Annotated in this window: 26 protein-coding genes; 15 read left to right on the top strand and 11 right to left on the bottom strand. The window is 69.4% G+C overall.

The features are described 5' to 3' along the window. The first annotated feature begins 129 nt into the window (after positions 1 to 129). Entirely contained in the window at positions 130 to 744 is a 615-nt protein-coding gene (locus ACFPZ3_RS49255; protein WP_379521348.1) for a TetR family transcriptional regulator, read from the top strand. Here the strand turns inward: ACFPZ3_RS49255 and ACFPZ3_RS49250 are convergent. Continuing rightward, positions 741 to 1,319: a YqgE/AlgH family protein gene (locus ACFPZ3_RS49250; protein ID WP_379521347.1), complete on the bottom strand. Its 579-nt coding sequence runs from the start codon at positions 1,317 to 1,319 to the stop codon at positions 741 to 743. The genes ACFPZ3_RS49255 and ACFPZ3_RS49250 overlap by 4 nt on opposite strands. 112 nt (positions 1,320 to 1,431) lie before the next feature. Between ACFPZ3_RS49250 and ACFPZ3_RS49245 the strand changes: the two genes are divergently transcribed. After that, positions 1,432 to 1,941 carry a hypothetical protein gene (locus ACFPZ3_RS49245; RefSeq protein WP_379521346.1) on the top strand — a complete coding sequence of 170 codons (510 nt, stop codon included), beginning with the start codon at positions 1,432 to 1,434 and terminating at the stop codon, positions 1,939 to 1,941. Here the strand turns inward: ACFPZ3_RS49245 and ACFPZ3_RS49240 are convergent. After that, on the bottom strand, positions 1,930 to 2,589 hold the full coding sequence (locus ACFPZ3_RS49240; protein WP_379521345.1) for a TetR/AcrR family transcriptional regulator: 660 nt from the start codon (positions 2,587 to 2,589) through the stop codon (positions 1,930 to 1,932). The genes ACFPZ3_RS49245 and ACFPZ3_RS49240 overlap by 12 nt on opposite strands. A 250-nt stretch (positions 2,590 to 2,839) precedes the next feature. Between ACFPZ3_RS49240 and ACFPZ3_RS49235 the strand changes: the two genes are divergently transcribed. The 4 genes from ACFPZ3_RS49235 to ACFPZ3_RS49220 all read left to right on the top strand — a co-directional run bounded on the left by ACFPZ3_RS49235 (position 2,840) and on the right by ACFPZ3_RS49220 (position 7,265). Further along, a complete protein-coding gene (locus ACFPZ3_RS49235) occupies positions 2,840 to 3,589 on the top strand; it encodes an IclR family transcriptional regulator (protein WP_379521344.1) in 750 nt (249 codons plus the stop codon). Between the two features lie 75 nt (positions 3,590 to 3,664). Continuing rightward, on the top strand, positions 3,665 to 5,137 hold the full coding sequence (gene glpK / locus ACFPZ3_RS49230; protein WP_379521343.1) for a glycerol kinase GlpK: 1,473 nt from the start codon (positions 3,665 to 3,667) through the stop codon (positions 5,135 to 5,137). 10 nt (positions 5,138 to 5,147) lie between these two features. Beyond that, on the top strand, positions 5,148 to 6,698 hold the full coding sequence (locus ACFPZ3_RS49225; protein WP_379521342.1) for a glycerol-3-phosphate dehydrogenase/oxidase: 1,551 nt from the start codon (positions 5,148 to 5,150) through the stop codon (positions 6,696 to 6,698). Between the two features lie 78 nt (positions 6,699 to 6,776). After that, positions 6,777 to 7,265, top strand: coding sequence for a hypothetical protein (locus tag ACFPZ3_RS49220; protein ID WP_379521341.1), 489 nt, complete (start codon positions 6,777 to 6,779; stop codon positions 7,263 to 7,265). Positions 7,266 to 7,689: 424 nt separating this feature from the next. On the opposite strand, the gene ACFPZ3_RS49215 is transcribed toward ACFPZ3_RS49220, so the two are convergent. Genes ACFPZ3_RS49215 through ACFPZ3_RS49200 form a run of 4 tightly spaced genes read right to left on the bottom strand, consistent with a single transcriptional unit; the run spans position 7,690 to position 11,268 of the window. After that, the gene (locus ACFPZ3_RS49215; RefSeq protein WP_379521340.1) at positions 7,690 to 9,099 is read right to left on the bottom strand and encodes an NAD-dependent malic enzyme; all 1,410 of its coding nucleotides are present in this window, start codon (positions 9,097 to 9,099) and stop codon (positions 7,690 to 7,692) included. Between the two features lie 56 nt (positions 9,100 to 9,155). Beyond that, the gene (locus ACFPZ3_RS49210; RefSeq protein ID WP_379521339.1) at positions 9,156 to 9,785 is read right to left on the bottom strand and encodes a cytidylate kinase-like family protein; all 630 of its coding nucleotides are present in this window, start codon (positions 9,783 to 9,785) and stop codon (positions 9,156 to 9,158) included. Positions 9,786 to 9,794: 9 nt separating this feature from the next. Beyond that, positions 9,795 to 10,733, bottom strand: coding sequence for a co-chaperone YbbN (locus ACFPZ3_RS49205; RefSeq protein ID WP_379521338.1), 939 nt, complete (start codon positions 10,731 to 10,733; stop codon positions 9,795 to 9,797). Further along, positions 10,717 to 11,268 carry a MarR family winged helix-turn-helix transcriptional regulator gene (locus tag ACFPZ3_RS49200; RefSeq protein ID WP_379521423.1) on the bottom strand — a complete coding sequence of 184 codons (552 nt, stop codon included), beginning with the start codon at positions 11,266 to 11,268 and terminating at the stop codon, positions 10,717 to 10,719. The genes ACFPZ3_RS49205 and ACFPZ3_RS49200 overlap by 17 nt, the downstream gene beginning before the upstream one ends. 236 nt (positions 11,269 to 11,504) lie before the next feature. Here ACFPZ3_RS49200 and ACFPZ3_RS49195 point away from each other — a divergent pair, with 236 nt between their 5' ends. From ACFPZ3_RS49195 to ACFPZ3_RS49185, 3 genes are all read left to right on the top strand, one after another. Continuing rightward, positions 11,505 to 13,049, top strand: a complete 1,545-nt coding sequence (locus ACFPZ3_RS49195; protein WP_379521337.1) for a hypothetical protein — start codon at positions 11,505 to 11,507, stop codon at positions 13,047 to 13,049. A gap of 28 nt (positions 13,050 to 13,077) precedes the next feature. Beyond that, entirely contained in the window at positions 13,078 to 13,749 is a 672-nt protein-coding gene (locus ACFPZ3_RS49190; protein WP_379521336.1) for a DUF4230 domain-containing protein, read from the top strand. A 144-nt stretch (positions 13,750 to 13,893) separates the two neighbouring features. Continuing rightward, complete coding sequence (locus ACFPZ3_RS49185) at positions 13,894 to 14,046, top strand: hypothetical protein (RefSeq protein ID WP_379521335.1); 153 nt, start codon at positions 13,894 to 13,896, stop codon at positions 14,044 to 14,046. Positions 14,047 to 14,331: 285 nt separating this feature from the next. On the opposite strand, the gene ACFPZ3_RS49180 is transcribed toward ACFPZ3_RS49185, so the two are convergent. Further along, positions 14,332 to 16,620 (bottom strand): terpene synthase family protein, encoded by a 2,289-nt coding sequence (locus ACFPZ3_RS49180; RefSeq protein WP_379521334.1) that lies wholly within the window; start codon positions 16,618 to 16,620, stop codon positions 14,332 to 14,334. An 860-nt stretch (positions 16,621 to 17,480) separates the two neighbouring features. Here ACFPZ3_RS49180 and ACFPZ3_RS49175 point away from each other — a divergent pair. Together ACFPZ3_RS49175 and ACFPZ3_RS49170 are read left to right on the top strand one after the other, a co-directional pair. After that, complete coding sequence (locus ACFPZ3_RS49175) at positions 17,481 to 18,698, top strand: helix-turn-helix domain-containing protein (protein ID WP_379521333.1); 1,218 nt, start codon at positions 17,481 to 17,483, stop codon at positions 18,696 to 18,698. A 66-nt stretch (positions 18,699 to 18,764) separates the two neighbouring features. Continuing rightward, entirely contained in the window at positions 18,765 to 19,157 is a 393-nt protein-coding gene (locus ACFPZ3_RS49170) for a hypothetical protein (protein WP_379521332.1), read from the top strand. 542 nt (positions 19,158 to 19,699) lie between these two features. Here ACFPZ3_RS49170 and ACFPZ3_RS49165 read toward each other — a convergent pair. Next, positions 19,700 to 20,887: an acetyl-CoA C-acetyltransferase gene (locus ACFPZ3_RS49165; RefSeq protein WP_379521331.1), complete on the bottom strand. Its 1,188-nt coding sequence runs from the start codon at positions 20,885 to 20,887 to the stop codon at positions 19,700 to 19,702. Positions 20,888 to 20,972: 85 nt separating this feature from the next. Here ACFPZ3_RS49165 and mce point away from each other — a divergent pair, with 85 nt between their 5' ends. The 3 genes from mce to ACFPZ3_RS49150 all read left to right on the top strand — a co-directional run bounded on the left by mce (position 20,973) and on the right by ACFPZ3_RS49150 (position 24,260). Then, positions 20,973 to 21,395: a methylmalonyl-CoA epimerase gene (mce, locus tag ACFPZ3_RS49160; RefSeq protein ID WP_379521330.1), complete on the top strand. Its 423-nt coding sequence runs from the start codon at positions 20,973 to 20,975 to the stop codon at positions 21,393 to 21,395. Positions 21,396 to 21,609: 214 nt separating this feature from the next. Further along, positions 21,610 to 22,914 (top strand): DivIVA domain-containing protein, encoded by a 1,305-nt coding sequence (locus ACFPZ3_RS49155; protein WP_379521329.1) that lies wholly within the window; start codon positions 21,610 to 21,612, stop codon positions 22,912 to 22,914. A gap of 203 nt (positions 22,915 to 23,117) precedes the next feature. Beyond that, positions 23,118 to 24,260, top strand: coding sequence for an AI-2E family transporter (locus ACFPZ3_RS49150; RefSeq protein WP_379521328.1), 1,143 nt, complete (start codon positions 23,118 to 23,120; stop codon positions 24,258 to 24,260). Here ACFPZ3_RS49150 and ACFPZ3_RS49145 read toward each other — a convergent pair. Then, the gene (locus ACFPZ3_RS49145) at positions 24,257 to 25,042 is read right to left on the bottom strand and encodes an alpha/beta fold hydrolase (RefSeq protein ID WP_379521327.1); all 786 of its coding nucleotides are present in this window, start codon (positions 25,040 to 25,042) and stop codon (positions 24,257 to 24,259) included. The genes ACFPZ3_RS49150 and ACFPZ3_RS49145 overlap by 4 nt on opposite strands. Before the next feature lie 186 nt (positions 25,043 to 25,228). On the opposite strand from ACFPZ3_RS49145, the gene ACFPZ3_RS49140 reads away from it, so the two are divergent. Further along, the gene (locus ACFPZ3_RS49140; RefSeq protein ID WP_379521326.1) at positions 25,229 to 25,627 is read left to right on the top strand and encodes a CAP domain-containing protein; all 399 of its coding nucleotides are present in this window, start codon (positions 25,229 to 25,231) and stop codon (positions 25,625 to 25,627) included. On the opposite strand, the gene ACFPZ3_RS49135 is transcribed toward ACFPZ3_RS49140, so the two are convergent. After that, positions 25,628 to 26,386 carry an SDR family NAD(P)-dependent oxidoreductase gene (locus ACFPZ3_RS49135; RefSeq protein WP_379521325.1) on the bottom strand — a complete coding sequence of 253 codons (759 nt, stop codon included), beginning with the start codon at positions 26,384 to 26,386 and terminating at the stop codon, positions 25,628 to 25,630. It abuts the gene before it with no gap. 108 nt (positions 26,387 to 26,494) lie between these two features. Next, a partial coding sequence (locus ACFPZ3_RS49130) for a hypothetical protein (protein ID WP_379521324.1) occupies positions 26,495 to 26,970 on the bottom strand: 476 nt, incomplete at its 5' end.

Below are 26,970 nucleotides of genomic sequence, written 5' to 3'. Positions count from 1 at the left end.
CCACACCGGGGCATAGACCTCGTAAGCCTCCGGTAATCTATGGCAGAGCATGACATATGACAACTGGCTTTTAATCGTCGGCCTATGACTTATGGCACACTGTGACAGAAAGGTTTCGAGGGAGTGACGGTGGGTCTACGGGAACGCAAGAAGGAGAAGACGCGCCTGGCGATCCTGGACGCCGCGCTCGACTTGTTCCTCGAACAAGGATACGAGTCGACCACGATAGAGCAGATCGCGGGGGCGGTCGAAATCTCCCCCCGGACCTTCTTCCGCTACTTCACCAACAAGGACCACCTGGTGCTGTGGTTCCACGAGCACGGCGCGGAGATCCTGCTGGAAACCCTGGCCGAACGCCCGCGCGAGGAGCCGCCGTTCACCTCTCTCATGCACGCGCTGCGTGCGGTCCTGAGCGATGTGGAGGGTTCGACGCCGGCGGACGCCGCCAGGTTCCTGAAGTTGCGCGGGCTCCTCGACGGACATCCGCACCTGATCGGCCTGTCGGTGGCCAGAGGGGCCGAGATCGAGCGCCGCCTGGCCGAGGAGGTGGCCGCCCGCAGAGGCATGGATCCCGACCAGGACCAGCTCGCGCGCCTGATCGTGGCGTTCGCGATGTCCACCATGCGGGTCGGCTTCGAGTGCGTGCGCCGCGAGTGCACGATGCAGGAGATCAAGCACCGGATGGCGGAGAGCATCGAACTGGCCGAGAGCTGCCTGCGCCCCGGGTGGGACCTGCGGCGCTAGTTCAGCGTCGGATCGTCCGGGCAGGTCGCCACGAAGGCCAGCTCCCCGCGCTGACGTCGTAGCACGTGCCGCCACAACACGCCGGGGTCGGCATGAAAGGTGTCGCCGACCTCGGAGTCGACGACATACCAGGCCCCCTCGGCTATCTCGCTCTCGAGCTGTCCCGACGTCCATCCCGCGTATCCCGCGAAGATGCGCATCTGCGCGATCTCCCCCTGGAGGATCTCCGGCGGCGCGTCCAGATCGACCGTGCCCAGCCGGGCCACCGCGTCGGTGCCCGCGTGCAGCCGGCGCCAGCCGAGGGGCTCCTCGCCGCTCGGGACCGCCGCCAGCGCCAGCGCGCTGTCCGTCTGCACGGGCCCGCCCTCGAACAACACCGAGGGCCCGGTTACCAGCGGATCCCACACGGGCAGCACCTGCGTCACCGAGATGTCGCTCGGCCTGTTGAGCACGACGCCGAGGGTGCCGCCGTCGTGGTCGTGCTCGAGGATCAGCACGACGCTACGCCGGAAGTTGGGGTCGTCGAGAAGCGGCGTCGCCACCAACAACCCGCCGACGTAGATCGCTTCCGCCATACATCCATCATGAAGGCTAACTAGGGGTGCGCGCTCCCCCAGTCCGTTGATGTTACTCTTCGTGCCTGCTTGGGAACTTTAGGTAGCGGAGATCACTTTTCGGGGGGAGCATATGCGCATCGGCACTCGTCTCGTCCTGGCCGCCCTGCCGGTGGGCGCCTGGCTGCTCCTTCCGGTCGCGGCCCACGCGTGGCCCCGGCCGGACCCGGGAGACCCGTTCACGATGACGGTGGACGACGTGGGGTGCCGCTCGGGCCGGGTGGCCGTCACCCTGCACAACCAGACCAGGCAGCTCGTACGCTTCGACCTCAAGTCCGACGGCTCCAGCACGGCGAGCGGCTCGATCCCGGCCCGCAAGACGATCGTCAGGCAGGTGGCCGTGGACAAGGGCAGCAGCGCCGAGATCGAGGCGTACTCGGTCAGCGACGACCACCCGGAAACACTGATCGATTCCACCCGAGTCGAGAACGACTGCCCTTGGGGCCACGGCCGACGCGGCCACCTGCCCTACACGGGCCCGCCCGCCGACCTCATGGGCAAGCTCGCCACCGCGGGTGGCCTGGTGGTGATGGGCGGGATCCTGTGGTGGTACGGCTCGATCTGGCCGCGCTCATCCACGTGACTCCACCGCCTCCCGCACGCCCATCGCCCGCCTCGCCTTCACGGCGAACGTCCCGGCCCTGGCGGCGGCCAGCGTGCGCGCCACCGACCACTCGGCGACCTCCTCCGTCACGGGCTCCCTCGTGACCACGAGGCGGTAGTAGAGCGGCGCCGAGATCGCCCTGATCACCTCGGCGCCGTCGGTCCCCTTGGGCAGCTCACCCCGTTCGACGGCCAGGTCCACGACGTTGGCCCACTCCTCGATACGGCGCTGGAAGAACCCGCGCAGCGCCTGGGCGGCCTGGTCGTCGCTGGTCGCGGCGGCGATGACCGCCTGGAAGGTGACCCCCAGGCGCCTGTCGCTGATCGCCTCGACCACTGCGAGCGCGTTGGCGTACAGGTCGGCCTCGATGCCGCCCGTGTCGGCATGGGCCGAGGACTGGTTCGCCAGCTCGTTCATGAGATCGGCCACCAGCCCCGCCTTGGTCCCCCAGCGCCGGTAGACCGTGGTCTTGCCGACGCCGGCCCTGGCCGCGACCTGATCCATGGTCAGGCCGTGAAAGCCGTGCTCGACCAGCTCGTCCTGGGTGGCCTCCAGAACGGCCGCGCGCACCCGCGCGGTACGGCCCCCCGGCCGCACGGTTCCCGCTAAACGGGAAGGTTGGTCCATCAAGTCCCCTCTCCGTACCCTGCTCTAATGGGACTCGGGTCCCATTAGAGAAATGCCGCAGTCGCCGGGCAATGTCCGGCTGTGGATCTCAGGACTCCGGCGGCACAGGCTCTTCCCGATCGGTCTGAGGTTGCTCGGCTTCTCCTCGCGCGCCAGAGGGCTGGGCCATTGTAGGGCGACACTCACAGCCAATGGTCAGGAATAAAATTCGTTCGACAATCCCGAACGAAACTGCGCTAAGGTGCCGGTTGTGGGAGAGACGATTCAATCGGTCGAACGGGCGGCCGCGATCCTGCGGCTGCTCGCCTCCGGTCCCCGGCAGCTCGGTGTGGCCGAGCTGGCCAGGGCGCTGGCGCTGCCGAAGGGGACGCTGCACGGCATCCTGCGCACACTGGTCCGCGTCGGGTTCGTCGAGCAGGACGAGACGACGGGAAAGTACCGCCTCGGCGCCACGCTGCTCCACCTGGGCAGCAGCTACCTCGACGTCAACGAGCTGCGCACCCGGTCCATCAACTGGGCCGACGCGCTGGCCGGGCGGAGCAGGGAGAGCGCCTGGATCGGGACCCTGCACGAGGGCCACGTCCTGGTGATACATCACGTGTTCCGGCCCGACGACAGCATGCAGACGCTGCAGGTCGGCACCTACCTGCCGACGCACGCCAGCGCGCTGGGCAAGGTCCTGCTCGCCTTCGACCCCTACGGCGAGTCACTCGCCCCTCCGCTGCGGCCTCACACCAAACACACCCTCGTCGACCAGGCGGAGCTGGAGGCCGAGCTCGACCAGGTCAGGGCGCGCGGATGGGCGGCCGAGATGGAGGAGCTGACGGAGGGCGAGGTGGCCATCGCCGCGCCGATCAAGGATCCGCGCGGCCTCGTGGTGGGCGCCATCGGCATCAGGGGCGCCGTCGAGCGCCTGGCTCCCGGCGACGACCTGCACATGGACTTCGTCTCCTACGTACGCGACGCCGCCCGCGCCATCACCCGCGACCTCGCCCGATGACACTTGAACACGTCCCGGTGACCAAATACCATTCGTTCGGCATTGTCGAACCCTAAAGTCTTGCGAGGAATTCCAGTGCCTCGACCGCACTACGTCGCAGCCATCGACCAGGGCACCACGTCCAGCCGGTGCATCGTCTTCGACCAGCCCGGCAACATCATCTCCGTCGCCCAGCGCGAGCACCGCCAGATCTTCCCCAAGCCGGGCTGGGTGGAGCACGACGCGGCGGAGATCTGGCAGGCCGTGCAGACCGTGTTCGCCGAGGCCGTGAGCGGCGCCGACATCGAGGACGGCCAGATCGCCGCGCTGGGCATTACCAACCAGCGCGAGACCACCGTGTTGTGGGACCGCGCCACCGGCAGCCCGGTCTGCCCGGCGATCGTCTGGCAGGACACCCGCACCGACGCGCTCACCCACGCCATGGCCGAGCACGAGCCGCTGTTCAAGAAGAAGGCGGGGCTGCCGCTGGCGACCTACTTCTCCGGGCCGAAGATCCGCTGGCTGCTCGACGCCTACGACCTGCGCGAGCGGGCCGAGCGCGGCGAGGTGCTGTTCGGCACCATGGACAGCTGGTTGTTGTGGAACCTCACCGGGCGCCACCTCACCGACGTGACCAACGCCAGCCGTACGATGCTCATGAACATCCACACGCTGACCTGGGACGACGAGCTGCTCGCCGCGATGGGCGTGCCCCGCGCGATGCTCCCGGAGATCCGGCCCTCCGCCGAGGTCTACGGCCACACCTCCGCCGGCGTGCCGGTGGCCTCGGCGCTCGGGGACCAGCAGGCGGCGCTGTTCGGGCAGACCTGCTTCGCGCCCGGCGAGACCAAGAGCACCTACGGCTCGGGCAGCTTCCTGCTGATGAACACCGGCCAGGAGCCCGTCGTGTCCAAGCACGGCCTGCTCACCACGGTCGGCTACCAGATCGGTGACGGCCCCGCCACATACGCGCTGGAGGGCGCCATCGCGGTCACCGGCTCCCTGGTGCAGTGGCTGCGCGACAACCTCGGCCTGATCTCCAGCGCGGCCGAGATCGAGACGCTGGCCAAGACGGTGGACGACAACGGCGGCTGTTACTTCGTACCGGCCTTCTCGGGGTTGTTCGCGCCGCACTGGCGCTCGGACGCGCGCGGGGTGATCGCGGGGCTGACCGGGTTCGTCAACAAGGGGCACATCGCGCGGGCCGTGCTGGAGGCCACCGCCTGGCAGACCCGCGAGGTGGTGGACGCCATGAACGCCGACTCCGGCCTCGACCTGACGACGCTGCGGGCCGACGGCGGCATGACCGCCGACAACCTGCTCATGCAGACGCTCGCCGATGTGCTCGCCGTGCCGGTGATCCGGCCCATGGTGGCCGAGACCACCGCGCTGGGCGCCGCCTACGCCGCCGGTCTGGCGACCGGCTACTGGCCCGACCTCGACAGCCTGCGCGCCAACTGGCACAAGGCCGCCGAGTGGCGCCCCGCGATCGACGAGTCCGTACGCGAGCGCGAATACCGCAACTGGAAGAAGGCCGTGGCCAGGACCCTCGGCTGGGTCGAGCAATAGGAGAATGGCAATGACGACCGCGATCGGCACCGACCGGGCGGAGACCCGCCACGAGCTGGCGAGCACCGCCTATGACCTGCTCGTGATCGGCGGCGGCATCCTGGGCACCTCGGTGACCTGGATGGCCGCCCAGGCGGGGCTGCGGGTGGCGATGGTCGACGCGGGCGACTTCGCCGGCGCCACCTCCAGCGCCTCCTCCAAACTCGTCCACGGCGGCCTGCGCTACCTGCAGACCGGCAACGTCAAACTGGTGGCCGAGAACCACCGCGAGCGCCGCGCCCTGGCGGGTGACATCGCGCCACACCTGGTCAAACCGCTGACGTTCCTGGTGCCGATCTACAAGGGCGGGCCGCACGGGGCCGCCAAGCTGGGCGCGGGCGTGTTCCTGTACTCGGCGCTGTCGGTGTTCGGCGACGGCATGGGCAAGGTGATCACGCCGCACCAGGCACTGGCCAAGGTGCCGGCGCTGCGCACCGAGGGGCTGCGCGCCGCCGCCGTCTACGGCGACCACCAGATGAACGACAGCCGCGTCGCGGTCATGACCGTCCGCGCCGCCGTGGACGCGGGCGCGACCGTGCTCAACCACGCCGAGGTGGTCGGCCTGCGCAAGACGGGCGGCAGCGTGACCGGCGCCGACCTGCGCGACCGCCTCGACGGTACGGAGTTCGGCGTCTCCGCCCGCCTTGTCCTGAACGCCACCGGCCCCTGGGTGGACCACCTGCGCCGCCTGGAGGACCCGGACGCCGCCCCCAGCATCCGGCTGTCCAAGGGCGCGCACCTGGTCCTGCGCCGGCACGAGCCGTGGAAGGCGGCGCTGACCACGCCGATCGACAAGTACCGGGTGTCGTTCGCGATCCCGTGGGAGGACCACCTGCTGCTGGGGACCACGGACGAGCCGTATGAGGGCGACCCGGCCGCCGTCCGCCCCACCGAGGCGGACATCGCACAGATCCTCGACGAGGCCGGGCATTCCGTACACGACTCGCAGGTCCGGCGCGACGACATCACCTACGCCTTCGCCGGTCTCCGGGTCCTGCCCGGCGGGCCTGGGCAGGTCACGGCGGCCAAGCGGGAGACGGTGCTCACCCGGGGATCGGGCGGCATGTTGTCGGTGGCCGGCGGCAAATGGACGACATATCGCCACATCGGCAAATACGTCCTCGACATCCTCGCCCACCTCCCCGGCCGTCCCCTGGGCGACGACCTGGCCGACATCCTGCCCGCAGTGCCGCTGCCCGGCCTGGCCAGCCCCGACGCCGTGGCCATGCGGCTGTGGACCGACCGCGACCCGGGCATGCGCATGGACCCTTTGATCGCCAGGCACCTGGCCACGCACTACGGCTCGATCGCGTTCGACCTGGCCCGGCTCATTCGCGAGGACCCCGCGCTCGGTGAGCGCATCCACCCAGACGGGCCGGACATCTGGGCCCAGGCGATCTACGCGCGCGACCACGAGTGGGCGGCCACGGTGGACGACGTCGTACGCCGCCGCACGACCCTCACCGTACGCGGCCTCGACACGCCTGAAATCCGCGCCCGCATCTCCGGCCTGCTGGCCTGACCCGCTTCACCTGGGAGCATTTCGGGCAGCTTCAGGCTCGTTTGGGCTCGTTTGGGGTTATCGGGGAAGGAGCAGGGCATGCGTACTCCAACTCCGATGAACGAGGCCCTGCTCAGGCACTTCACCGACCTGCGCGACGGCGACCACGGCCGGGCCGTCACCCGCGAGGACAAGGAACTCCTCTTCGTCCGGGCCGTGGAGCTCCTGGACCCGGTGGCGCGCGCGGCCCTCGACGAGGCCAACGCCGACCTGCTGCTCGGCACCGGGGAGGTGGTGGCCAGCGGGGTCACCAGGTCCCAGGAGGGCGGGCTCAACGCGATGTGGTCGCTGACGTGGCCGGAGCAGCAGGAGAGCGGCGAGCAGCCGATCGCGGTGGTCGCCCACTACGGCCGCGACTTCCACCACCCGCACCTGCGGGGCAACACGGTCGGCGACTGGCCGCTCAACGTCTTCGACGAGGCGGACGCGGCGGGGCAACTGGACACGCTGCGGGTGATAGCGGCGGGCGACGCGCACAACCTGGTCTTCCAGGAGAGCTACCGCCTGATCCCCGCCATCACCCGATAAGAAGATCATCTTTTACGGCACAGCCAACGGCACCCCAAACGCCGACCGGGGCTGAGGGCCTCCAGGGAGACGCCGCTGACAACCGCCCCAGGCCGGCCGCCGCAACGGCGCACGGTGGGCCGGTCGCGTGGTGACATGTCGGCCCGTGACAAGGCCGCTTGGGACGGACCGCCTGAGGGTGAACTCGCGGCCCTTCGGGTCCCTCGACCGACACACCACCACGTCCTCAACCCGCCCCGCCCCGCAACGAGGGATCCGCCGCACGCAGGTTGTCCGGCCGACACCTCACCACGCGATCGGCCCACCGTGCGCCGTTGCGGCGGCCCGCCGGGTGCGGGAGTCAGGAGCGTCCCCCTGGAGGGTCCTCAGCCCCGGTCGGCGGGTGGAGTGCCGTTGGCTGTGCCGTAAAGGATGATCTGAGGCCTCAGGCCTCTGTGAAGCCTCTCGCGCGCCCACCGGCGGATTCACGGACCGCCGCCGCCACGGCGGTCGCCACGTCGGGGTGGAAGACGCTCGGGACGATGTAGTTCGGGCCCAGCTCCTCCGGCGAGACGACCTCCGCCAGAGCGCGGGCGGCGGCGAGCAGCATCTCCTGCGTCACCCCGGCGGCCTGCGCGTCCAGCAGCCCCCGGAACACCCCGGGGAAGGCCAGCACGTTGTTGATCTGGTTGGGGTAGTCGGAGCGGCCGGTGGCCACCACCGCCGCGTGCTCGCGCGCGTCGTCGGGCGACACCTCGGGCTCCGGGTTGGCCAGCGCGAAGACCACCGCGTCCTTGGCCATCGTCGCGATGTCGTCACCGACCAGGATGCCCGGCGCGGAGACCCCGACGAAGACGTCGGCGTCCTTGACCGCGCCCCGCAGATCACCCGAGTAGCCCTCGGCGTTGGTGTGGTCGGCGATCCAGCGCAGCGACTCGTCCAGGTCGTCGCGGCCCTTGTGCACGGCCCCCAGGTAGTCGCAGACGATCACGTTGCGCGCGCCGGCCGCCAGCAGCAGCCGCAGCACGGCGTTGCCCGCCGCGCCCGCGCCCGCCATGGTGATCTTGACGTTCTCGATGTTCTTGTTGACGACCCGCAGCGCGTTGGTGAGCGCCGCCAGCACGCAGATCGCGGTGCCGTGCTGGTCGTCGTGGAAGACCGGGATGTCGAGCAGCTCGCGCAGCCGCCGCTCCACCTCGAAGCAGCGCGGCGCGCCGATGTCCTCAAGGTTGATGCCGCCGAACCCGGGCGCGATCACCTGCACCGTGCGGACGATCTCGTCCACGTCCTGCGTGTCCAGGCAGATCGGCCAGGCGTCGATGCCCGCGAACCGTTTGAACAGCGCCGCCTTGCCCTCCATGACCGGCAGCGCGGCCTCCGGCCCGATGTTGCCCAGCCCCAGCACCGCCGAGCCGTCGGTGACGACGGCCACGGTGTTGCGCTTGATGGTCAGCCGCCGCGCGTCCTCCTTGTTGCGCGCGATCGCCATCGACACGCGCGCCACACCCGGGGTGTAGGCCATGGACAGCTCGTCGCGGTTGCGCAGCGGCACCTTGGACACCATCTCGATCTTGCCACCGAGATGCATGAGGAACGTGCGGTCGGACACCTTGTGGATGACGACGCCCTCGACGGCCTCAAGCTGGTCGACGATGGCCTGGGCGTGGTCGGTGTCCCTGGCCGCGCACGTCACGTCGATGCGGAGCTTCTCGTGGCCCGCGTTGGTGACGTCGAGGGCGGTCACCACGCCCCCGGCCGACTCAACGGCGTGGGTGAGCTGGCTGACGGCCTTGCCGCCGGCGGGCACCTCGAGCCGCACGGTTATGGAGTACGACACACTCGGGACGGTCGCCACGTCAATCGCTCCTTCGGGACTGACCAAGAATTCCTCCCATGTTAGGGGGCGTTAGGTCAATCCAGTGCCTCGGCAGCCAGAACGATCAGTTCCACGCAGGTTGCGACCGGGATCGTGGTGCTGTCGAGAACCAGATGATACTGGCAGGGATCGGCTGGATCCGCCCGGTAGAAGTGGCGCACGTAGGCGTTCCTGGCGCGGTCGTTGTCCTCGATGATCTGCCGGGCCTCGCGCTCGCTGATCTCGCCCAGCGTGGCCGTCTGCCGGATCCTGCGGTCAACCGGGGCGTCGAGCCTGACGTGCAGCGCGCCGGGGTGCTCGCCCAGGACCATCGCCCCCGCCCGGCCCAGGAACACGCCGCCACGATCGCGGGCCATCTCCTTGAGCATGCGCTCGGTACGGCGCACGAACTCCTCAGGCGCGAGGGGCATGGCGCCGGAGACATACATGTCCACGCCGCCGAACGTGACCGTCGGCAGCCGCATCGCCCCTGAGAACAGGCGGCCGAGGCCGTGCTCGGCGCGGTCGTCGTGGGCCAGCGCCTCCTCCAGCGTGCAGCCGAGCTCTTCGGCCACTGCGCTGGGGATGGCCCGGTCGACGAAGGGCACGCCGAGCCGCTCGGCCACGGCCGGGCCGATTTGGCTGCCGGCCGTGCCGTAAGTAGCCGATATAGTGACGACCCGCATAACCCCAGGCTAGAACAGCGCGCTCGCCAATGCTCTACGCGCTTTCGCCAAAGATGGGTCTTCTGCCGGCAATGCCTCGAAAAGCCCGAGCAGATGCTTCCTGGCCTTGTCGCGGTCATCACCCGAGGTGCGCTTGACCAGGGCGATGATCCGCGCGAACGCCTCGTCCACCGATCCGGACAACATCTCCAGGTCGGCCGCGAGGAGCTGCGCGTCGATGTCGGCCGGATCCTCCAGGCGTCGCTGCACGTCGGCGGGGTCGGCGTCGGCCGTGCGCTTGATCAGGTTGACCCCCGCGAGCCCCATCTTGGCGTCCTCGTTGCCCGGCACGCGGGCCAGCAGCCGCTCGTAGGCCGCGATCGCCGCGTCGAAGTCGCCGTCGTCGATGGCCTGCTCGGCCGCCACCAGGTCGGGGTCGGCGGGCGGGCCCACGGGCTCCTCGGGCTCGCCCGGCTCAGCCTCGGGCCGGGCGTCGGGGTTGGCCTGGTAGAACTGCTCGACCGCGCCCATGAGCTCGTCGAGCCACCGCTTCACCTCCTGCTCGGGCAGCACCTGCTGGAAGCCGGTGACGGCCTGGCCCTGGAAGATCGCCAGCACGGTCGGCACCGCCTGCACGCGCAGCGCCTGAGCGATCTGCGGGCTGGCGTCGACGTTGACCTTGGCCAGGACGACCCTGCCGCCCATCTCGCCCACGACCTTCTCCAGCACCGGGCTGAGCTGGGCACTGCCCGGCGCTCTCGGCGACCAGAGGTCGAGGACCACGGGCACGGTCATGGACCGGTCGATGACGTCGGTCGTGAACGTCTCCTCGGTCGCGTCGACGACCGAGGCCGACGAGGCAGCCTGGGGACCACCCGCGTCCCGCCGGGCCTGCGCTTCCAGTGCCTGCTTACGCGCGCCCAGGTCCACTGCTCCGTAGAGTGACCCGGGCCTAGAGAAGTCCGCCATGCCCTTCATCTTGCCGCATGGGCGAGGCGGGGAAGTCACCCGCCGCCACGCGAAGGGTGCGCAACTGGTCGAACATCGCGTGAAGTTCGTCCTCGGCGTACATCGTCAGCCCGAACTCGGCGCCCATCAGGTCGGCCGTGGCACGGCGTACGACGCCCCTGCCCGCCTCGGTGATCTCGGCCAGCACGCCGCGGCCGTCGCGGGGATTGGGCAGGCGGCGCACGAATCCGGACTTCTCCAGCCTGTCTACCGTGTTCGTGACGCTGGTGGGGTGAACCATGAGCCGTTCGCCGATCTTGGACAGCGGGAGGGCGCCCGTCTTGCTGAAGGTCAACAGGACCAATCCCTCGTATCTGGCGAAGGTCAAGTCGTATGGCTTCAGGAGCGAGTCAAGTTGCGACAACAGGATCTGATGCGCTCTCATGATCGAGGTAACGGCGGCCATGGCGGCGGACGGTCCGAAGTGAGCGCGCCAGCTCTCCGCGGCGCGGTCGATGGGATCGAACGGCAGGTTGAGCGGCTTCGGCTGCGACACAGCGCATACGGTAGCGCGCCGGTCGTCCCGGTTCGTCTGATTACTCTCCGCGACAGGCTTCTTCGCTTGACCAAGAATCCGGACATCAATCATCACGCTCAGTTATGGTTCTCGTACGAATGGTGACGCGGATGCCAAGTCCATGGGCCTGTGGGGACCGGCCAGGACTTGATCGTCAATCCGCCTCACCGAGGGGCACGGGGGGTGCTGCTTGATGAACTTCAACGGGAAAACGGGTGCGTGAGCACGCGGGCGTTTCACGAGAGGAGCTGAAGCACAGCGCGGCCGTCACGGTTGCCGTACTGCTGGCTGTCGGCCTGGTCGCGGCGTGGAACGTCTTGATCCCTGGCGTAGACGCGTGGGAGAACATCGTGGCCGCGGTCATCGGCTCGCTCCGGCTGACCGGACCCGTGGCGGCGGCCTTCGCCGCCTGGGTGGCGCTGCGCAAACGCCGGGCGCTGCGCGGGCGCTCGCTCACGACGTGGCGGGCGCTCAAGGCGCCGCTGGCGATCGTGATGGTGGTGCTGGGGTCGTTCGGGGCGACGGTGCTGGTGCTGGCCGTCAAGACGGTGCTCACCGACCAGGCGGGCCGGGTGAGCCTGCCCGGGCTGGGAATGGGCATGGCGGGGCTGGCGCTCTACTCGGTGATCGGGTGGGTGGCCGGCTGGGTGCTGCCGCGGGCTTACACGCCGCCGATCGCGGGGCTGGCCTGCTACGGGCTGTTCTCGTGGCTGGCCGACGACCGCGGGTGGGCCGACAAGCTGGCGCCGGGGACCGGGGAACCGTACGACCTGTTCCAGGGGTTGAGCGGGGCGCCGTTCTTCGACCAGACGATCTGGCTGCTCGGCATCACGGCGGCGCTGCTGCTCGGCTGGGCGGCGCTGGTGACCAGGCAGGCCCTGATGCTGGGGTGCGCGCTGCTGGCCGTGCTGGCCGCGGGAATGGGCGTGACGCGGGTGCTGGCGCAGCCGAAGCCGGCCGCCGCCGTGGACATCGCCTACACCTGCCAGGAGTGGCCGATCACGGTGTGTGTGCATCCGGGGATGCGGGCGGGGCTGACCGAGACGGGCGCGGCGTTCACGCAGATCGCCTCCCGGCTGGCGGGCACGCCCGCCGCGTTCACGCGGGTGGAGCAGCGGCCGCTCGACGAGCCGCTCAAGCCGTCGAACGGGCTGGCGCCGGTGCACATTCCGGACCTGTCACCCGGGTTCGCGGAGGAGGCGGCGTACGAGTACATCGAGGCGCTGGCCCCCAAGTGCCACAGCACTGTCGCTGAGGGCTACCGGCAGATGGTGGTGGCCTGGCTGCGCGGCGAGCCGCTGCCGGGAGCGCCGCTGCCGGAGCACCAGTACTCGACGGGGGAGTTCTCCTCCTGGAGCGAGCACCAGCGCAGGGAGTGGCTGCGCATGTTCTACAGCGACTTCCAGGGCTGCACGCTGTCGATCACGCACTTCGGCGGCGGGCCCTCGCGCGTCCAGGTGGCGCCGCCCATGCGGCCGACCCCCGAGCCGAGCCCCGAGACGAACCACGCCTACCCGGTCTACCCCAGCCCCACCGGCACCACCGGCACCACCGGCACCACCACTGGCACCACCACCGGCACCACGTCGGCCAGTTCGGTGCCGGACACGCCCAAGGCCGGCCAGACGTCCGACACCCCCGCCGCGGGCCGGGCCCCGGCCGACACCGCCGAGGGCTGGGCTCCCGACATGTCGGGAGCGAGCTGGCCCGTGTCATATGACAAATGGGGACCGGAGATGTCACCAAACAGCTGGGACTGATGATCGCTGATCGGGTAGTCATGCTCCCATGACGACTTCGCAAACGACGCTGCCCGAGGTGACTCCCGGGCGGCGTCGCTGGTGGCGATATCTGGCGGGTTTCCTGGTCCTGGCCGTCCTGCTGGTGGTGGGCGGCCGGCTGGCCTGGTCCTGGATCAACCCGCTCGGCGAGCAGACGATCGACCGCAGCCAGCCGGTGCTCCTGGAGTCCATCAAGGACATGAGCAGGTTCGAGGCCGCCACGGGGACCTTCCAGGTGGTGGTGGACCTGGAGAAGGACGCCAACTTCCTGCCCGACGCGATCAAGGGCACCCGCACGTTGTTCGTCGGGGCGGGCGGGGTGGACGCCTACGTGGACTTCTCCGCCATGGCGGCGAACGGCGTGACGGTCTCGCAGGACCGCACCCAGGCCACCGTGCGCCTCCCCCGGGCCCAGCTCGAGAAGCCGAACCTGGACAACAGCCGCTCCTACGTGTTCGCGCAGCAGCGGGGCCTGTTCGACCGGGTGTCGGACTTCCTGTCGGGCTCGCCGGGTGACCAGCGGGAGCTCTACCTGCTGGCCGAGAAGAAGATCAGCGAGGCGGCGGTGGCGAGCGACCTGCGTACGCGGGCCGACACCAACACCAAGGCGATGATGTCCGGGATGCTCAAGTCACTCGGCTTCACGAAGGTCACGGTGAAGTTCACCGACGAGCCCTAAGCCCCTCTCACCTGCGCCTTAGGCACCCTGTGGGCCCTCCTAAGTACCTCCCTGGCCGCGTAGATAAGGCATACGCCCGATGTGCGGGCGGGGGCCTTAGGCGGAGTCTTAAGAGTGCAGGCAACGATCAGAGGAGCACTCCGGATGAACGCCGAACTCGAATACACCGTCATGCAGCATCGCGCCTCCGAGCTGCGGAGAGCCGCCGCAGAGCACCGCCGGGCCCGCGAGGCGAGCGAGAGCCGGTCGGCCGAGCGCCGTCACCGCTCGCTTTTCGCCCGCTTCCTCGCCTCATGACCGTCCACAAGCAGCCCGGCCGCAACCTCCCTCGCGGCCGGGCTGAACTGCCCCCTTAGGGGGTGGCGGCGCGCCGGACCCGCATTCCTGGTCGGGGCCGGAGCGCGGCATCACGAGGCCCCGGTCCACTTCCTGGTCGGACCGGGGCATCGTGCTGTTCCGACGAGCATCGTGCTGTTCCGACGAGCGTCGTGCTCTTCCCGACGAGCGTCGTGCTCTTCCCGACGAGCGTCGTGCTCTTCCCGACGAGCGTCGTCAGGGTCATCCGGGGGCACGAGCGAGCCATCACGCGAGCCGCTGCATGCCCTGATCGCTGGGGGCCGGCGCCGCGCTGACGTGCCCCGCCCTGAGCACCTTGGGCAGGCGGACGCCGCCGACGGGACAGAGGTCGATGTAGCGGCTGTTGCCGACGTGCCATGCGAGGTTCCCGCACATCCAGTGCCGCAGGCTCTCGACGTACGCCGCCACGTCGCTCCCGGGAGCCACTCCCGGCAGGTCCTCGTTCGCGATGCGCTCGAATTTCCTGACGCACGCCGTGAGCTGGTCGTTGACGATCTCCACGGCCTGCTGAAGATCGCAGCGCAGGAAATTCCGCACGGCCAGCACGCCGTTGTTGAGATGTCTTTCCACCTCTGTCTCCAAGCGGTAGGAAATGATGTCGTTCGTCAGGTCGATATGGTCGGCGTAGGCGTTGACGAGCTCACGCATGAACCGGCTCTTCAGCACCTCTTCTGAGATGTCGAGTTCCTGCACCATCGGCACCAGCCGAGCCCCCAGCCCCGCCACTCCTTTCGCCACCCGCGACATCTCCACGTAGTCGATCGGATCGGGAACCCGGTGCTGGGCGCTGTTTCCCATTTCCCAGAGATTGCCCTCCGCACAGAGCAGGACCTCCCTCCGAAGCGCCGCCCGCCCCTCCCCCGCCAGCCGCCCGATCGTCGCGCCCCACAGGTCATCCAGCCCCCGCTCGACACCGTTGCCAGGCTGCGGCGGCGGGCCTTCCTCCGCCTCCAGGGGCATGAAACCCGCCAGCCGCTCCAGAAAGACCTGGGCGCCCACGATGTCCCCGCGCGCCTGGTATTCGACGATGAAGTGGTCGTCGAGCGCGAGAATCCAGGTGAACCACAACGCCATGAGTTCGAGGCATTCAGGCGCGGCCTCCGGGCTGGTCATGGCGCACCATTCGGCGAACCGCATGGCGTCGTACCTGTCGTCCGACCAGAGCGCGTCCGGCGACGATCCGACGATTCCCATCTCGCACGCCCATGCTTTACCGGCCGCCTGCGCCGCCGCATGATGCGGATTCATGCGCACCGCCCACGGCATCTCGAACTCGGGCAGCCGGAAGAGATATCCCGGCGTCCTGTCCACCGCCGCGCCGTTGCGACCTGGCGCATCCACCGGGCTGATGCGTCCTGGCGCGTCCGCCGCCATGGAGGGCATTTCTGTGCGGTGAGGTAGCTCACCGGCGGAGACCCCGTCCCCTGCCGACCCACTCCCGGCCAGCCCACTCGCCGCCGCCAGTTCCCCTGCCGGCCCGCTCCGCGCGCGCCCGGCCGCCGACGTCTTCGGCGGGACCGCCGGGTAACGACTGGACCGCCTGTGCCACTCACACGTACCGGATTGCCAGTCCCGCAGTCCCTGGACGTAGCGCGCGACCCTCCCCCGCTCCTCCGGATCCAGCCCGCACTCCTCCACGACCGGCGGCAGCTCGGTGAGCGCGATGTTCTCGAACTGCCGCAACCGGGACGTGCGCAGGTCGTTCACCCGATCGGCGGCCTCCTGCGCGCCGCAGCCCAGGAACGTCCGCAACGCCAGCACGCCGTTGTCGAGCTCGCCCCTCTGCCGGTAGGAGTACAGGTCGTCGAGTAGGTGCGCCCCGTCGGAGAAGGTGTCCCGCAAGACCCTGACCGCCCGCGTACCGGCGATCCGGTCCGGCACCTCGGCGGCGCTCGTGTACTCGACCAGGCCCGCCGACCAGGGAGCGCCGCCGCAGCTGCGGCGCAGGCCGATGTACTCGATCGGGTTGGGCACGCGCTGGTCCCGCATGTTCTCCAGCTCGCGCAGGCGGTCCTGGATGAGGCCCTGCGTGCTCGCGGCGAACCTGCGCCGCCAGCCCGGGGAGGCTCCGGCGAACGTACGCGACCAGAGATCGGCGAGCCCGCGCTCGGCCGGGTTCGCCGGGGGCGGCGTGTCCACGAAGTCGACAGGGGTGAACAGGCGGAGCCTGGCCAGGTGCTCCTTCGCCTGCTCACGGGCGCCGGGCCGCTTGAACACCCGGGCGAAGTGGTCGTCGAACCAGAACGTCCAGACGTACCAGTCGGAGACCAGCTCCAGCGTCGTCCTGGCGGCGTCGGGATGGCAGTACGCCGCCATCAGCGGGATCCGCATGGACGCGAACCCCGCCTCGTCCCAGATGCGCTCGCCCCACCGGTCCCTGAAGTCGAACAACCCCATCTCGCGGGACCAGGCCATGGAGTGCTCGTGGGTGGCGTCCGCGTGCGGGCTCAGGCGGGCGGGGTCGGGCTGGTAAGGGGTGGGGAACTCGAACGGCGGTGATGGGGCTGGGGGCATCGGCGGATCCCTCCCCTTTCCAGATGGAACAGGGCGCCGGCTAACTTTCGCGGGGCCTGTGGAGCCGGCGCTCTTGGTGTGACCGATGCGCTCTTCGGGTCGATGGGGCCTTTTCTGGCCAGTGAGCACTTTGGGCAGGGTGAGACTCTATTATGCACAGAGAGTAATGATTAGGCAACTCTTCGCTTACGGCGCGTAACCTTCGGCGCCGGCGATCAGCTGTCGTACGGTCCGGTCCCATGGGCCGTAGAAGGTTGAGCCGCCTCCGGCCGGGCGCGTAAGTCGGCTTCGACATCGGCCTCCTCGCCGTGCCGATGACCTTGGACGAGGCTGTTCCAAATCGGGCGAGCGTCGGCATGGAGCCCTCGACCGGTCTCCTCGTAGCCGCCTTCGCCTTGGCGGAGAACGAAGTACCGGCCCCCTTCCGAACACCACTCGTAGACCCCACAGCATGAGGTTTCGGTGACGCGAGTGCGCGGAGTGTGCGGCCTGTGTGACTCCCACCCGATCACGAGAGCCCCTCCAACGCACCAACGGCGGGATTTCGACGCGCTCGGACCACGACACTGCCGTAGATGTACGACGGATCGCGGGCGTAACGATCGAGCCTTACCACTTGGACCGATCCGGTGGCCTCGGCCGCCAAACCGTCCAGGGCCCCGTTCATCAGAGCGGTGGCCTGATCACGGTCGCCGGTCACACCACACGCCCCACGGCCGCGACCGTCACAAGCAGTCCATGAATAGAAACATTCCGTGTCCCGAGACATGAATCAATGAGAGCCACATGCGGAACCTCCTGAGGAGAGGAAACTAGGGGAGCACGCGGATATCCCCCCGCGACCGTCCGGAAGGTGCGCCATGAACGCGGTCCCCGCCTGGGCAACACGACTCCGTGCCGCACGTACCGCGCAGCAGTGGTCACAGCGTCAGCTCGCGCGGAAGCTCATAGAGGCGTCCGACGAAGCCCTTCCTGACCCGGAGAGCATCATCAGGGTCATCCGGGGCCACGAGCATGGCCGGCATCGTCCCGACGACAGGTACACCGAGTTGTACTGCCGCGTGTACGGCCTGAGCGCGGCCATCCTCTTCGACTCGGCGGATGAGACACCAGGCCTGGGCGATGAGATCGACGCGATGGAGCTGAGCCGCCGGGCAGCGGCCAGCGACGTCGGGAACGAGACCCTTGACCGGCTGGACACAGCCGTGGACGACCTCGCCTCGGCCTACCCCAAAGTTCCGCCGGCCCAGCTCCTGGAACGTGTCAGGCGGCACCTGGAATACGTCACCCGGTTGCTGGACGGCCGAAAGACACTCGCGGAGCACCGAAGGCTGCTCATTGCCGGTGGATGGCTCTCCTTGCTGGGAGCGACCTGCCACATCGACCTACGCCAGTACGCCTTCGCCGAGGCACGACTGCGTACGGCCGCCCAACTGGGCAGGCAGGCCGAGTACGCGGAACTGACCGCATGGTGCGTGGAGACGGAGGCGTGGCGGGTCCTCATCGAGGGCGACTACCGGCGTGCGGTGACCTTGTCCCAGGGCGCGCAGGACCTGGCCCCCCGTGCCAGCTCCGTCTTCATCCAGGCAACAGCCCAAGAAGGACGCGCCTGGGCCCGCCTCGGTGATGGACCGGCCACCCGCTCCGCCCTGGGCCGGGTGCACCGCCTGGTCTCGCCTCTGCCGGCGCCGGACCGCCCAGAGCATCACTACCAGTACGACCCCGCCAAGAGCGACACCTATACCGCGACCACTTTGTCATGGATCGGCGACCCCGCAGCGGAGTCCTACGCCCGGCAGGTGCTCGCTCGCCTGGAGTCACCCGGCGAAGGGCCGCCACGGCCACGGAGAGCCGCCTTGGCACGGCTAGATCTCGCGCTGGCGCTCCTGGCCGTGGGTCAGCCGGAGGAGGCCGTGCACGTCACCATGACCGCCATGGCGAGCGGTGAGATCGTCCCTTCCAGCTACTGGCGTGCCGCCGAGATCGCTGTTGGCGTCGAGGCGCGTGGCCTGCCCGAGGCAGGCGAACTGCGGGAGGCTTATCAGGCGCTCTGTACTGGGGTGTCGATGCCGACGTGAGATCTGACCATAGGTACGACGCCGATTGCATTGTGTGGTCACGTTCTGTGGGTTGATGATGGCTGTATGCGCAGGCGCGTGCTGGTGCGGGCCGGGGCCGTGGTCGCGGTGGTGGCCGTGGCGGGGCTGGTGGTCTATTTCGTACGGGTTGGGCTGGATCACGCCGACCAACTGGCGAGTGTGATCGGGTTGTTCGTCGCCTTGGTCGGGCTCGGGGTCGCGATCTACGGCTTGGGCAGTGATCGATCGGGTACGCGGGAGGATGACCGGCCCCTTCCGAAGCCTGAGAGCAAGCCGGATGTGTCGGCGTCGGGGGCGAGGTCGGTGGCCATCGGGGGCGATAACACGGGGATCGTGTCCACTGGGGATGGGGCTACCAACGTGCAGATGACGGCTGAGGCTTCGGGAGAGGCGCGGATTTATCAGGCCGGGGGTGATCAGACGATCAATGAGGGATGACGGGGCGATGCCGTTGTGATCAAATTTTCGGCGCATATCCAGCGCCTGATCGAGGCCACTCCGCCCGTAGAAGCCTTCGCCCGTAGGAGCCTTCGCCCGTAGAAGCCTCCGTCCACGACGCCTCCGTCCGTAGGAGCCTCCGTCCGTAGGAGCCTCCGCCCAGGACATCTCCGTCCGTAGGAGTCTTCGCCCGCAGGGAGCGTGTCCGGCAACGACCATGGCGCATAGGAAGCCGGTCAGGGTCCGGGGAGCGCGAGAGGCTGGAAAGCCCCGAGCCTCGTGGCGAAGCCGCGAGGCCCGAATGAACGCAGCCCGAGCGGCAGCGAGGCCCATTCGGGGCGGGCATAGACGGTCAAGCCGGTAACCGCCTCACGGGTGGGCGCCGGGCGAGCGGAGCGAGCGGGGTTGTCGGGGGTTCGAAAGGGGGGCCTGCCCCCCTTGGGATGCACTGTCTGGAATCCCATGGCGCGTAGCGCCCCCTCAAGGAAGGCGTTGCAGTCCCCCAGCGCCCCGGAACCCCTTGGTGGCCCCGGCCGGCGCCCCTAGGGCTTGGGGACGGTGATCAGGAGGGCGTCGCCCTGGCCGCCGCCGCCGCACAGTCCCGCGGCGCCCAGGCCGCCGCCTCGGCGCCTCAGTTCGTACGCCAGCGTCAGCACGATCCGCGCCCCCGAAGCCCCGATGGGATGCCCCAGGGCGATGCCCCCACCGTTGACGTTGATCTTGTCGAGAGGGATGTCCAGTTCCTTGGCGGACTGGAGGACGACGCTGGCGAAGGCTTCGTTGATCTCCACCAGGTCCAGGGAGCCGGCCGTGAGGCCCTGCTTGGTCAGCGCGTGCTTGATGGCGTTGGCGGGCTGCGACTGCAGGGACGCGTCGGGGCCCGCGACGTTGCCGTGCCGGCCGATCTCGGCCAGCCAGGGAAGGCCGAGTTCTTCCGCCTTCTCCTTGGACATGACGACGACGGCGCAGGCCCCGTCGGAGATCTGGGAGGCGGAGCCCGCCGTGATGGTGCCGTCGGCGGCGAAGGCGGGGCGGAGTTTGGCGAGGGTTTCGACCGTCGTGTCCCCGCGTACGCCCTCGTCCTCCTTGACGAGCACCGGCTCGCCACGGCGCTGCGGGATCTCCACCGGGACGATCTCCTCCTCGAAGAGGCCGTTCTTGATGGCGGCGGCGGCGAGCTGGTGGGAGCGGGCCGACAGGGCGTCCTGCTCCTCGCGGCCGATGCCCAGCCGCGCGTTGTAGCGCTCGGTGGACTCGCCCATCGCGCACTGGTCGAAGGCGCAGTAGAGGCCGTCGTGGGCCATCGAGTCGACGACCTGCGAGCCGCCGTACTTGACGCCCTTGCGCAGGCCGGGCAGCAGGTGGGGGGCGTTGGTCATGGACTCCATGCCGCCGGCCACCACGATGTCGAACTCGCCCGCCCTGATGAGCTGGTCGGCCAGCGCGATGGCGTCGAGGCCGGACAGGCAGACCTTGTTGATGGTGATCGAGGGGACGGTCATGGGGATGCCCGCCTTGACGGCGGCCTGGCGGGAGGGGATCTGACCGGCTCCGGCCTGGAGGACCTGGCCCATGATGACGTACTCGACCGTTTCCGGGGCGACCCCGGCCCGCTGCAGGGCGGCCTTGATGGCGATGCCTCCGAGGTCGACGGCCTGCAGACCGGACAGGGAGCCGAGGAGTTTGCCGATGGGAGTACGAGCTCCGGCGACGATGACGGAACTGGGCATGACAACGGCCTCCTGTGCTCGCGCGTCGGGTCTTTGACACGATACCCACGAGCACTCCGTCACTCGCCATGGAGGTAGGCCACACATGTTCATGCGGATCGACCACATCGGGATCGCCTGCCGCGATCTCGAGGAGAAGATCGAGCTCTTCTCCCGCACGTTCGAGCTGACGGTCGTGGCCAGGGAGGTGAACGAGGAACAGGGTGTGAAGGAGGCCATGCTGCACATCGCCGACGGCGAAGGTGGGGGCTCCTACATTCAGCTTCTGGAACCTCTCTCCGAGGACTCTCCTGTGGGAAAATTCCTGGCTAAGCGGGGCGAAGGCGTCCATCACGTGGCGTTCGGCGTGCCCGATGTCGCCGATGCGATGGCCAAGATCAGCGAGAAGGGTGTGAGGCTGCTGGACGAGCGTCCCCGGCACGGGTCGATGGGCTCGGAAATCGCGTTCCTGCACCCCAAGGACGTGGGTGGAATGTTGACAGAGCTTGTCCAAGCGCCCAATTCATAGAAAATAACCACAAAACCCCGCAAACCGCATAAACCGCTCATATGTAACTAGTCACGCAGAAAGTTGGACGGGGCTTCGCAGGTGGCACCAGCGGAGTACGCTTGACCTTCCACCGGACACGGGGCCTGCCGCGAGGCACAGGCTCCTGGTACGGATGCCCCGAACCCCCCGTCCGGCCCGTGTAGCCGTCTCGACAACCCAGGATCGAGCCTCCATGCAGTCCGACATCGACGCCCAACTCAACAACTTCTTCGAGGACGCCCCAGCACGCGAGTTCGACGTCGTGCTCCGGGGCTACGATCGTCACCAGGTCCACGATCACCTCAAGCAGCTCGACGGGGAGCTACGCCAGGCACGCGAGCAGGCCACAGGTCTCCAGCGCGATCTGTCCGACTCCCAGCGCCAGTTGCAGGAGCAGGAGCGCCCCACCTACTCCGGCCTCGGCGCCCGCATCGAACAGCTCCTCCGCCTCGCCGAGGAACAGGCGACCGAGCTCGTCCAGGCCGCCAGGTCAGAGGCCAACGAGATCAAGGCCACCGCCAAGGTCGAGGCCGCCGACGTGCGCGCCGCCGCCGAGTCCGAGGCCGCTGAGAAGCGCGCCCAGGCCACGCGTGAGACCGACGAGATGCGCACGAGCGCCGAGCGGGACGCCGAGGACATCCGCTCGACCGCCCGCCGCGAGGCCGACGAGCTGACCAACACGACCGAGCGTGAGGCCGCCAAGCTGCGCGCCACCGCCGACCACGAGGTCGCGGAGAAGCGGGCCGACGCCGAGCGGGAGATCGCCAAGCTCCGCACCACCACCGAGCGCGAGGTGGCGCAGCTGCGCGCCTCGACCAAGCGCGAGCGTGACGAGGTGCTGACCACCGCCAAGCGGCAGGCCGACGAGATGCGCGCGCAGGCTCAGCGGGTGCTGGAGGAGTCGGAGGCCAAGCGGGCGCAGGACGAGGCCGAGTTCGAGATCCAGCTCGCCTCCCGCCGCGAGGACGCCGAGCGCCAGGAGGCCGAGCGGCACGCCAGCGCGCAGGCCGCCACGCAGAAGCTGGTGGCCGAGGCCGAGCAGCGCGCCGCCACGGCCGAGTCGCGGGCCACGAAGGCCACGCAGCAGGCCGACCAGACCCGCCGCGAGGCGGACCTGCACGCCAAGCAGCTCGTCGCGAACGCCCGTAAGAGCTCCGAGTCCATCGTGGCCGAGGCCAAGTCGAGCGCCGACACGATCGTCACGGAAGCGAAGAACGAGGCCGAGCGCACCCGTTCGGCGATGCAGCGCCAGGTCGACGAGCTGACCCGCCAGCGCGACAGCATCACCAGTCACCTGGCCCAGCTCCGTCAGCTCCTGGGCGGCGCCGCTCTGCCGGGCATGGAGCCGGAGCCCGCGGTCGCCGCGGCCCCGCAGAAGCCCGCGCTCGCCGCGCCGGCGCCCGCGCCCGCGGTCGAGTCGTCCGCCCCGGCCACGACGCCCGCCCCCAAGGTGGCGGCTGCCAAGGCCGAGGACGACGCCGAGTGGTGGCAGGAGTAACACCTGCGACGGCCGTACACGGGGCGACGACGGCCGTACACGGGGGTTGAGTGGTGGCAGGTGCAATGCCGGCAACGGCCGTACACGGGGGCTGATTGACGGCTGGGGAGAGCCTGGCGACCGAAGGGTCGCTAGGCTCTCTCTTTGTTGTCGGGCGTGTACGGCCTGATGCGCGTTGTCGCCTATCCCCCTGGAGTCCCCCCTTGTCCGCAGACGTCGAGCCCGCGACCGAGCGGGAAGAGACACCTGCCCCGGAGCCCGCCAAGGAGCAGCCCAAGACCGACGAGGGAGGGGGCGGGCAGCCGTACGGCCTGCCCGGCAAGCCGCTCGCCCGCGGCCCGTTCCTGTTCGGCCTGGTCGGCGGCCTGGGCGTGCTGACGGCGATCGCGCTCGCCCAGATGATCGTCGCGTCCTTGAGCACGATCGTGCTGGTGGTGGTGGCCATGTTCCTGGCCGTCGGCCTGAACCCGGCCGTCGAGGCCCTCCAGCGCCGGGGCCTGGTCAGGCGGGGCGCGATCACGATCGTGTTCTCCGGGGTGATCGTGGCGTTCGTGCTGTTCGGGCTGGCCATCGTGCCGCCGGTGAGCAAGCAGCTCACCGAGTTCGTCAACGCGGTGCCGGGTTACATCACCGAGCTGAGCAACCATCCGACGTTGCGCCAGCTCGACGCGGACTACCAGATTCTCCCGCAGCTCAGGACGTTCGTGACGAGCACGCTGGGGCCGTCGCTGGCGACCGGGATCATGGGCGCGGGGCTGGTGGTGCTGAACGGCGTGTTCACCACGGTGACGCTGCTGGTGCTCATGCTGTACTTCCTCGGTTCGTTGCACACGATCAAGGACTACCTGCTCAAGCTCGTACCGGCCTCGCGCAGGTCGCGGACGCGCGCGATCAGCGAGGAGATCCTCGGCGGCATCGGCGGATACGTGGCGGGCAACGTGCTGATCTCGGTCATCGCGGGCGTGCTGACCTGGATCTTCCTGTCGATCGCAGGCGTCCAGTACGCGCTCGCGCTCGCCCTGGTCGTGGCGCTGACGGACCTGATCCCCCTGGTGGGCGCCACGATCGGCGCGGTGCTGGTGACCGGCGTGGCGCTGCTGGGGTCGGTGCCCGCCGGGATCGCCTGCGCGATCTTCTTCGTGCTCTACCAGCAGATCGAGAACTACCTCATCTATCCCAGGGTGATGAAGCGCTCGGTGGACGTGACGCCGGCGGTCACGGTGATCGCCGCGTTGTTCGGCGGCGCGCTGCTCGGCATCGTGGGCGCGCTGCTGGCCATCCCGGTGGCGGCGGCGATCGCGCTGATCATCCGCGAGATCGTGCACCCCCGCCAGGACAGCGCCTAGCGCCGCGCCCCGCCCATCTCCGTCTTGAGGAACTCGGTCACCGCCGCGTTGAACGCCTCCGGTTGCTCGACCGCACTGAGGTGACCGGCCTTCGGGATGATCTCCAGTCTGCCCTCGGGCACCGCTCTGGCCATGGCGTCGGCGTCGGCGGGCGGCGAGAGCTCGTCCTCCTCCCCCACGAGGATCAGCAGCGGCACCTTCAGTGCGCTGAGTGTCTCGAACGAGTCGGGCCGCGCGGCCATGGCCCGCTGCGCCCAGGCGACCGCGCCCGGCGGGGCGGACTGCACGAGCCCCTTGACCCGGCCGAACACCATGGCCCGCCGTTCCTTGGTGGTCGGCCCGATGAGCGCCGGAAGCACCTCGCTGACCAGCACCTCGCTGCCGCCGGAGAGCACGGCCTGGGCGATGCGCTCCCTGTTCTCCCTCGCCGGGGGCGGGTCGGGGCTGGCCTTGGTGTCGGCCAGGATCACGCCGAGCACGCGGTCGGGGTGCCGGCGGCAGAAGGCCATGGTCACGTAGCCGCCCATGGACAGCCCGCCGACCACCGCCTTGTCGATTCCCTCCTCGTCGAGCAGTCTGGCGACGTCGTCGGCCATCAGGTCGAGCGACGGATCATCTTCACCCAGCCGCGAACCGCCGAAGCCGCGCAGGTCAGGGGTGATGACCCGGCAGACCTTGGCCAGCCCTTCCCGTTGCGCCAGCCACATGGCCGACGACAGCGGGAACGCGTGAAGCAGGACAACCGGGATACCGATCCCGGCAGATCTCGTGTAGAGCTGCACGGACCACACGGTAACGCGGTTCACGGCGACAATCACTCAATGGCTTATGCCTAATATCCCCAGCAGCCCTGACCACTTCCGCAAAAGCCGCACTTAGCCAATGTCCACCATAAATCTGACATTGCTCTACGAATATTTTCCGCGCACAATCCAGGCAGAGAGACCGTGCGTCCCGAGGTGACCCGAATGCCAGGATCCCGTCCCGTGCTCCCCGACGCCACCAACGGCGACTTCCTCCTCCAGGCGCTGCGCGAGGCCAACGCCCGCCGCGCGGAGCACCGCGTGCCACCGCTGGCCATGGACCCGCTGCTGGTCGACTACGCCAAGGCCAGGGCCGCCGCCCTCTCCCAGCACGAGGGCCTGCCTGCCGGGCACGACGGGCTGCGCGCGGGCACCGGCGAGAACCTGTTCTGGAGCGAGGGCGAGAAGATGAGCGACGCCGCCGACGCGGTGGCCTCCTGGACCGCCGACGACACCGGCCGCCTCATCCGGCAGGCCACCACGGCGATGGGCGCCGCGAGGGTGGCAGGTCAGGGCGCGAAGCGGTACGAGACGTACATCGTCTTCATCTTCGAGCCCACTTGATCAGATCGCGGTGGCTCCCCCGTCGATGAACAGCACCTGGCCCGTCATGTACGCCGACGCCGGACTGGCCAGGAACACGGCCGGCTGCGCCATCTCCGCGGCCGTCCCCCAGCGCCGCATGGGCACGGTCGCCACCGTGGCGGCGCTCGCGGCCTCGTCCCCCCAGAGGTTGCGGTTGAGCTCGGTGGCCGTCCAGCCCGGGGACAGGGCGTTGACCCGGATGCCGGACCCCGCCCATTCCACGGCCAGCGTCTTCGTCAGCGCCACCAGCCCGGCCTTGGCGGCGGCGTAGGGGGCGAGCAGCGGCGCGCCGAGCGCCGCCGCCGACGCCACGTTGATGACCACCCCGTCGCCGCGCCCGAGCAGGTGCGGCGCGACGGCGTGGCAGACGGCCATGGCGGAGTCGAGGTTGAGCCGCATCAGCTTGTCCCAGCCCGATAACCGCAGGTCCTTGAACTCGACCAGGAAGTTCGACCCGCCCGCGTTGTTGACCACGATGTCGAGGTGGCCGAGCCCGTCGATCGCCGCCGCCACGGCGGAGGCGGCGGCAGCGCGGTCGGTGAGGTCGGCGGGGATGACGAGCGCGCGCCGCCCCAGGGCCTCGATCTCCTTGCCGACCTCGGCGAGCGTGCCGGCCGAGCGGGACACGAGTGCCACGTCGGCCCCGGCCTCCGCGTACGCGAGCGCGATGGCCCGCCCGATCCCCCTCGACGCCCCGGTGACCAGAGCCTGCTTCCCTGTGAGATCGAACGCGCCCACACCGCCTCCTCGAACGACAGACGACACAGAACCGAACGTGACTCTACTGAGGAGACGCCACCGGCGCGAGACCCACGGAGGGCCTCGCGCCGGCGTCACGGAGGAGGATCAGAAGAAGAAACCGAAAGCGTCGTCAATGCCGCTCTGGTCGATCCAGCGGGTGACACGGGCGCCGGTCTCGGCGATCGTGCCCGTCCGCGTGTTCTCCGGTTCGATCTTCTCGGGCCTGAAGATCTGTTTCTCCCCTTGTCCGGAACCCGCCGGTCGCGTGAGGTTGGACGGCGGCGGGCCGTCCGGGTACATGCGGCCGTTGCGGTAGACGGTGAAGGACTGCGTCGGCTGCACGGTGCCGTCGTTGCGGTAGACCTGACTCGGCCTCGACTGCACCGGGCTCCTGGCCGGCGCCCGGTTGACCTTCGGCGGAGACTGCCGCTGCGTCGCGCGGTGGCTGGTCGGCCGCTGGGCCGGACGCTGCCGTGCGGCACGGGCAGGGGCCCTGGCGGCCCGCCTGCTGCGTGCCCTGGCCGCCGCCGCCCTGGCCCGCCGTGCGGCCTCAGCGGCACGCCGCCTGGCCGCAGCGGCCC

It is taken from the genome of Nonomuraea insulae (genome assembly GCF_042656245.1).
This window is presented reverse-complemented; position numbering and strand designations above follow the sequence as displayed.

Excerpts from the sequence above, each read along its gene's own strand:
- ACFPZ3_RS49250 (WP_379521347.1), bottom strand. The coding sequence starts at position 1,319 with ATGGCGGAAGCGATCTACGTCGGCGGGTTGTTGGTGGCGACGCCGCTT.
- ACFPZ3_RS49245 (WP_379521346.1), top strand. The coding sequence starts at position 1,432 with ATGCGCATCGGCACTCGTCTCGTCCTGGCCGCCCTGCCGGTGGGCGCC.
- ACFPZ3_RS49240 (WP_379521345.1), bottom strand. The coding sequence starts at position 2,589 with ATGGACCAACCTTCCCGTTTAGCGGGAACCGTGCGGCCGGGGGGCCGT.
- ACFPZ3_RS49225 (WP_379521342.1), top strand. The coding sequence starts at position 5,148 with ATGACGACCGCGATCGGCACCGACCGGGCGGAGACCCGCCACGAGCTG.
- ACFPZ3_RS49220 (WP_379521341.1), top strand. The coding sequence starts at position 6,777 with ATGCGTACTCCAACTCCGATGAACGAGGCCCTGCTCAGGCACTTCACC.
- ACFPZ3_RS49210 (WP_379521339.1), bottom strand. The coding sequence starts at position 9,785 with ATGCGGGTCGTCACTATATCGGCTACTTACGGCACGGCCGGCAGCCAA.
- ACFPZ3_RS49205 (WP_379521338.1), bottom strand. The coding sequence starts at position 10,733 with ATGGCGGACTTCTCTAGGCCCGGGTCACTCTACGGAGCAGTGGACCTG.
- ACFPZ3_RS49190 (WP_379521336.1), top strand. The coding sequence starts at position 13,078 with ATGACGACTTCGCAAACGACGCTGCCCGAGGTGACTCCCGGGCGGCGT.
- ACFPZ3_RS49185 (WP_379521335.1), top strand. The coding sequence starts at position 13,894 with ATGAACGCCGAACTCGAATACACCGTCATGCAGCATCGCGCCTCCGAG.
- ACFPZ3_RS49180 (WP_379521334.1), bottom strand. The coding sequence starts at position 16,620 with ATGCCCCCAGCCCCATCACCGCCGTTCGAGTTCCCCACCCCTTACCAG.
- ACFPZ3_RS49175 (WP_379521333.1), top strand. The coding sequence starts at position 17,481 with ATGAACGCGGTCCCCGCCTGGGCAACACGACTCCGTGCCGCACGTACC.
- ACFPZ3_RS49170 (WP_379521332.1), top strand. The coding sequence starts at position 18,765 with ATGCGCAGGCGCGTGCTGGTGCGGGCCGGGGCCGTGGTCGCGGTGGTG.
- ACFPZ3_RS49165 (WP_379521331.1), bottom strand. The coding sequence starts at position 20,887 with ATGCCCAGTTCCGTCATCGTCGCCGGAGCTCGTACTCCCATCGGCAAA.
- mce (WP_379521330.1), top strand. The coding sequence starts at position 20,973 with ATGTTCATGCGGATCGACCACATCGGGATCGCCTGCCGCGATCTCGAG.
- ACFPZ3_RS49155 (WP_379521329.1), top strand. The coding sequence starts at position 21,610 with ATGCAGTCCGACATCGACGCCCAACTCAACAACTTCTTCGAGGACGCC.
- ACFPZ3_RS49140 (WP_379521326.1), top strand. The coding sequence starts at position 25,229 with ATGCCAGGATCCCGTCCCGTGCTCCCCGACGCCACCAACGGCGACTTC.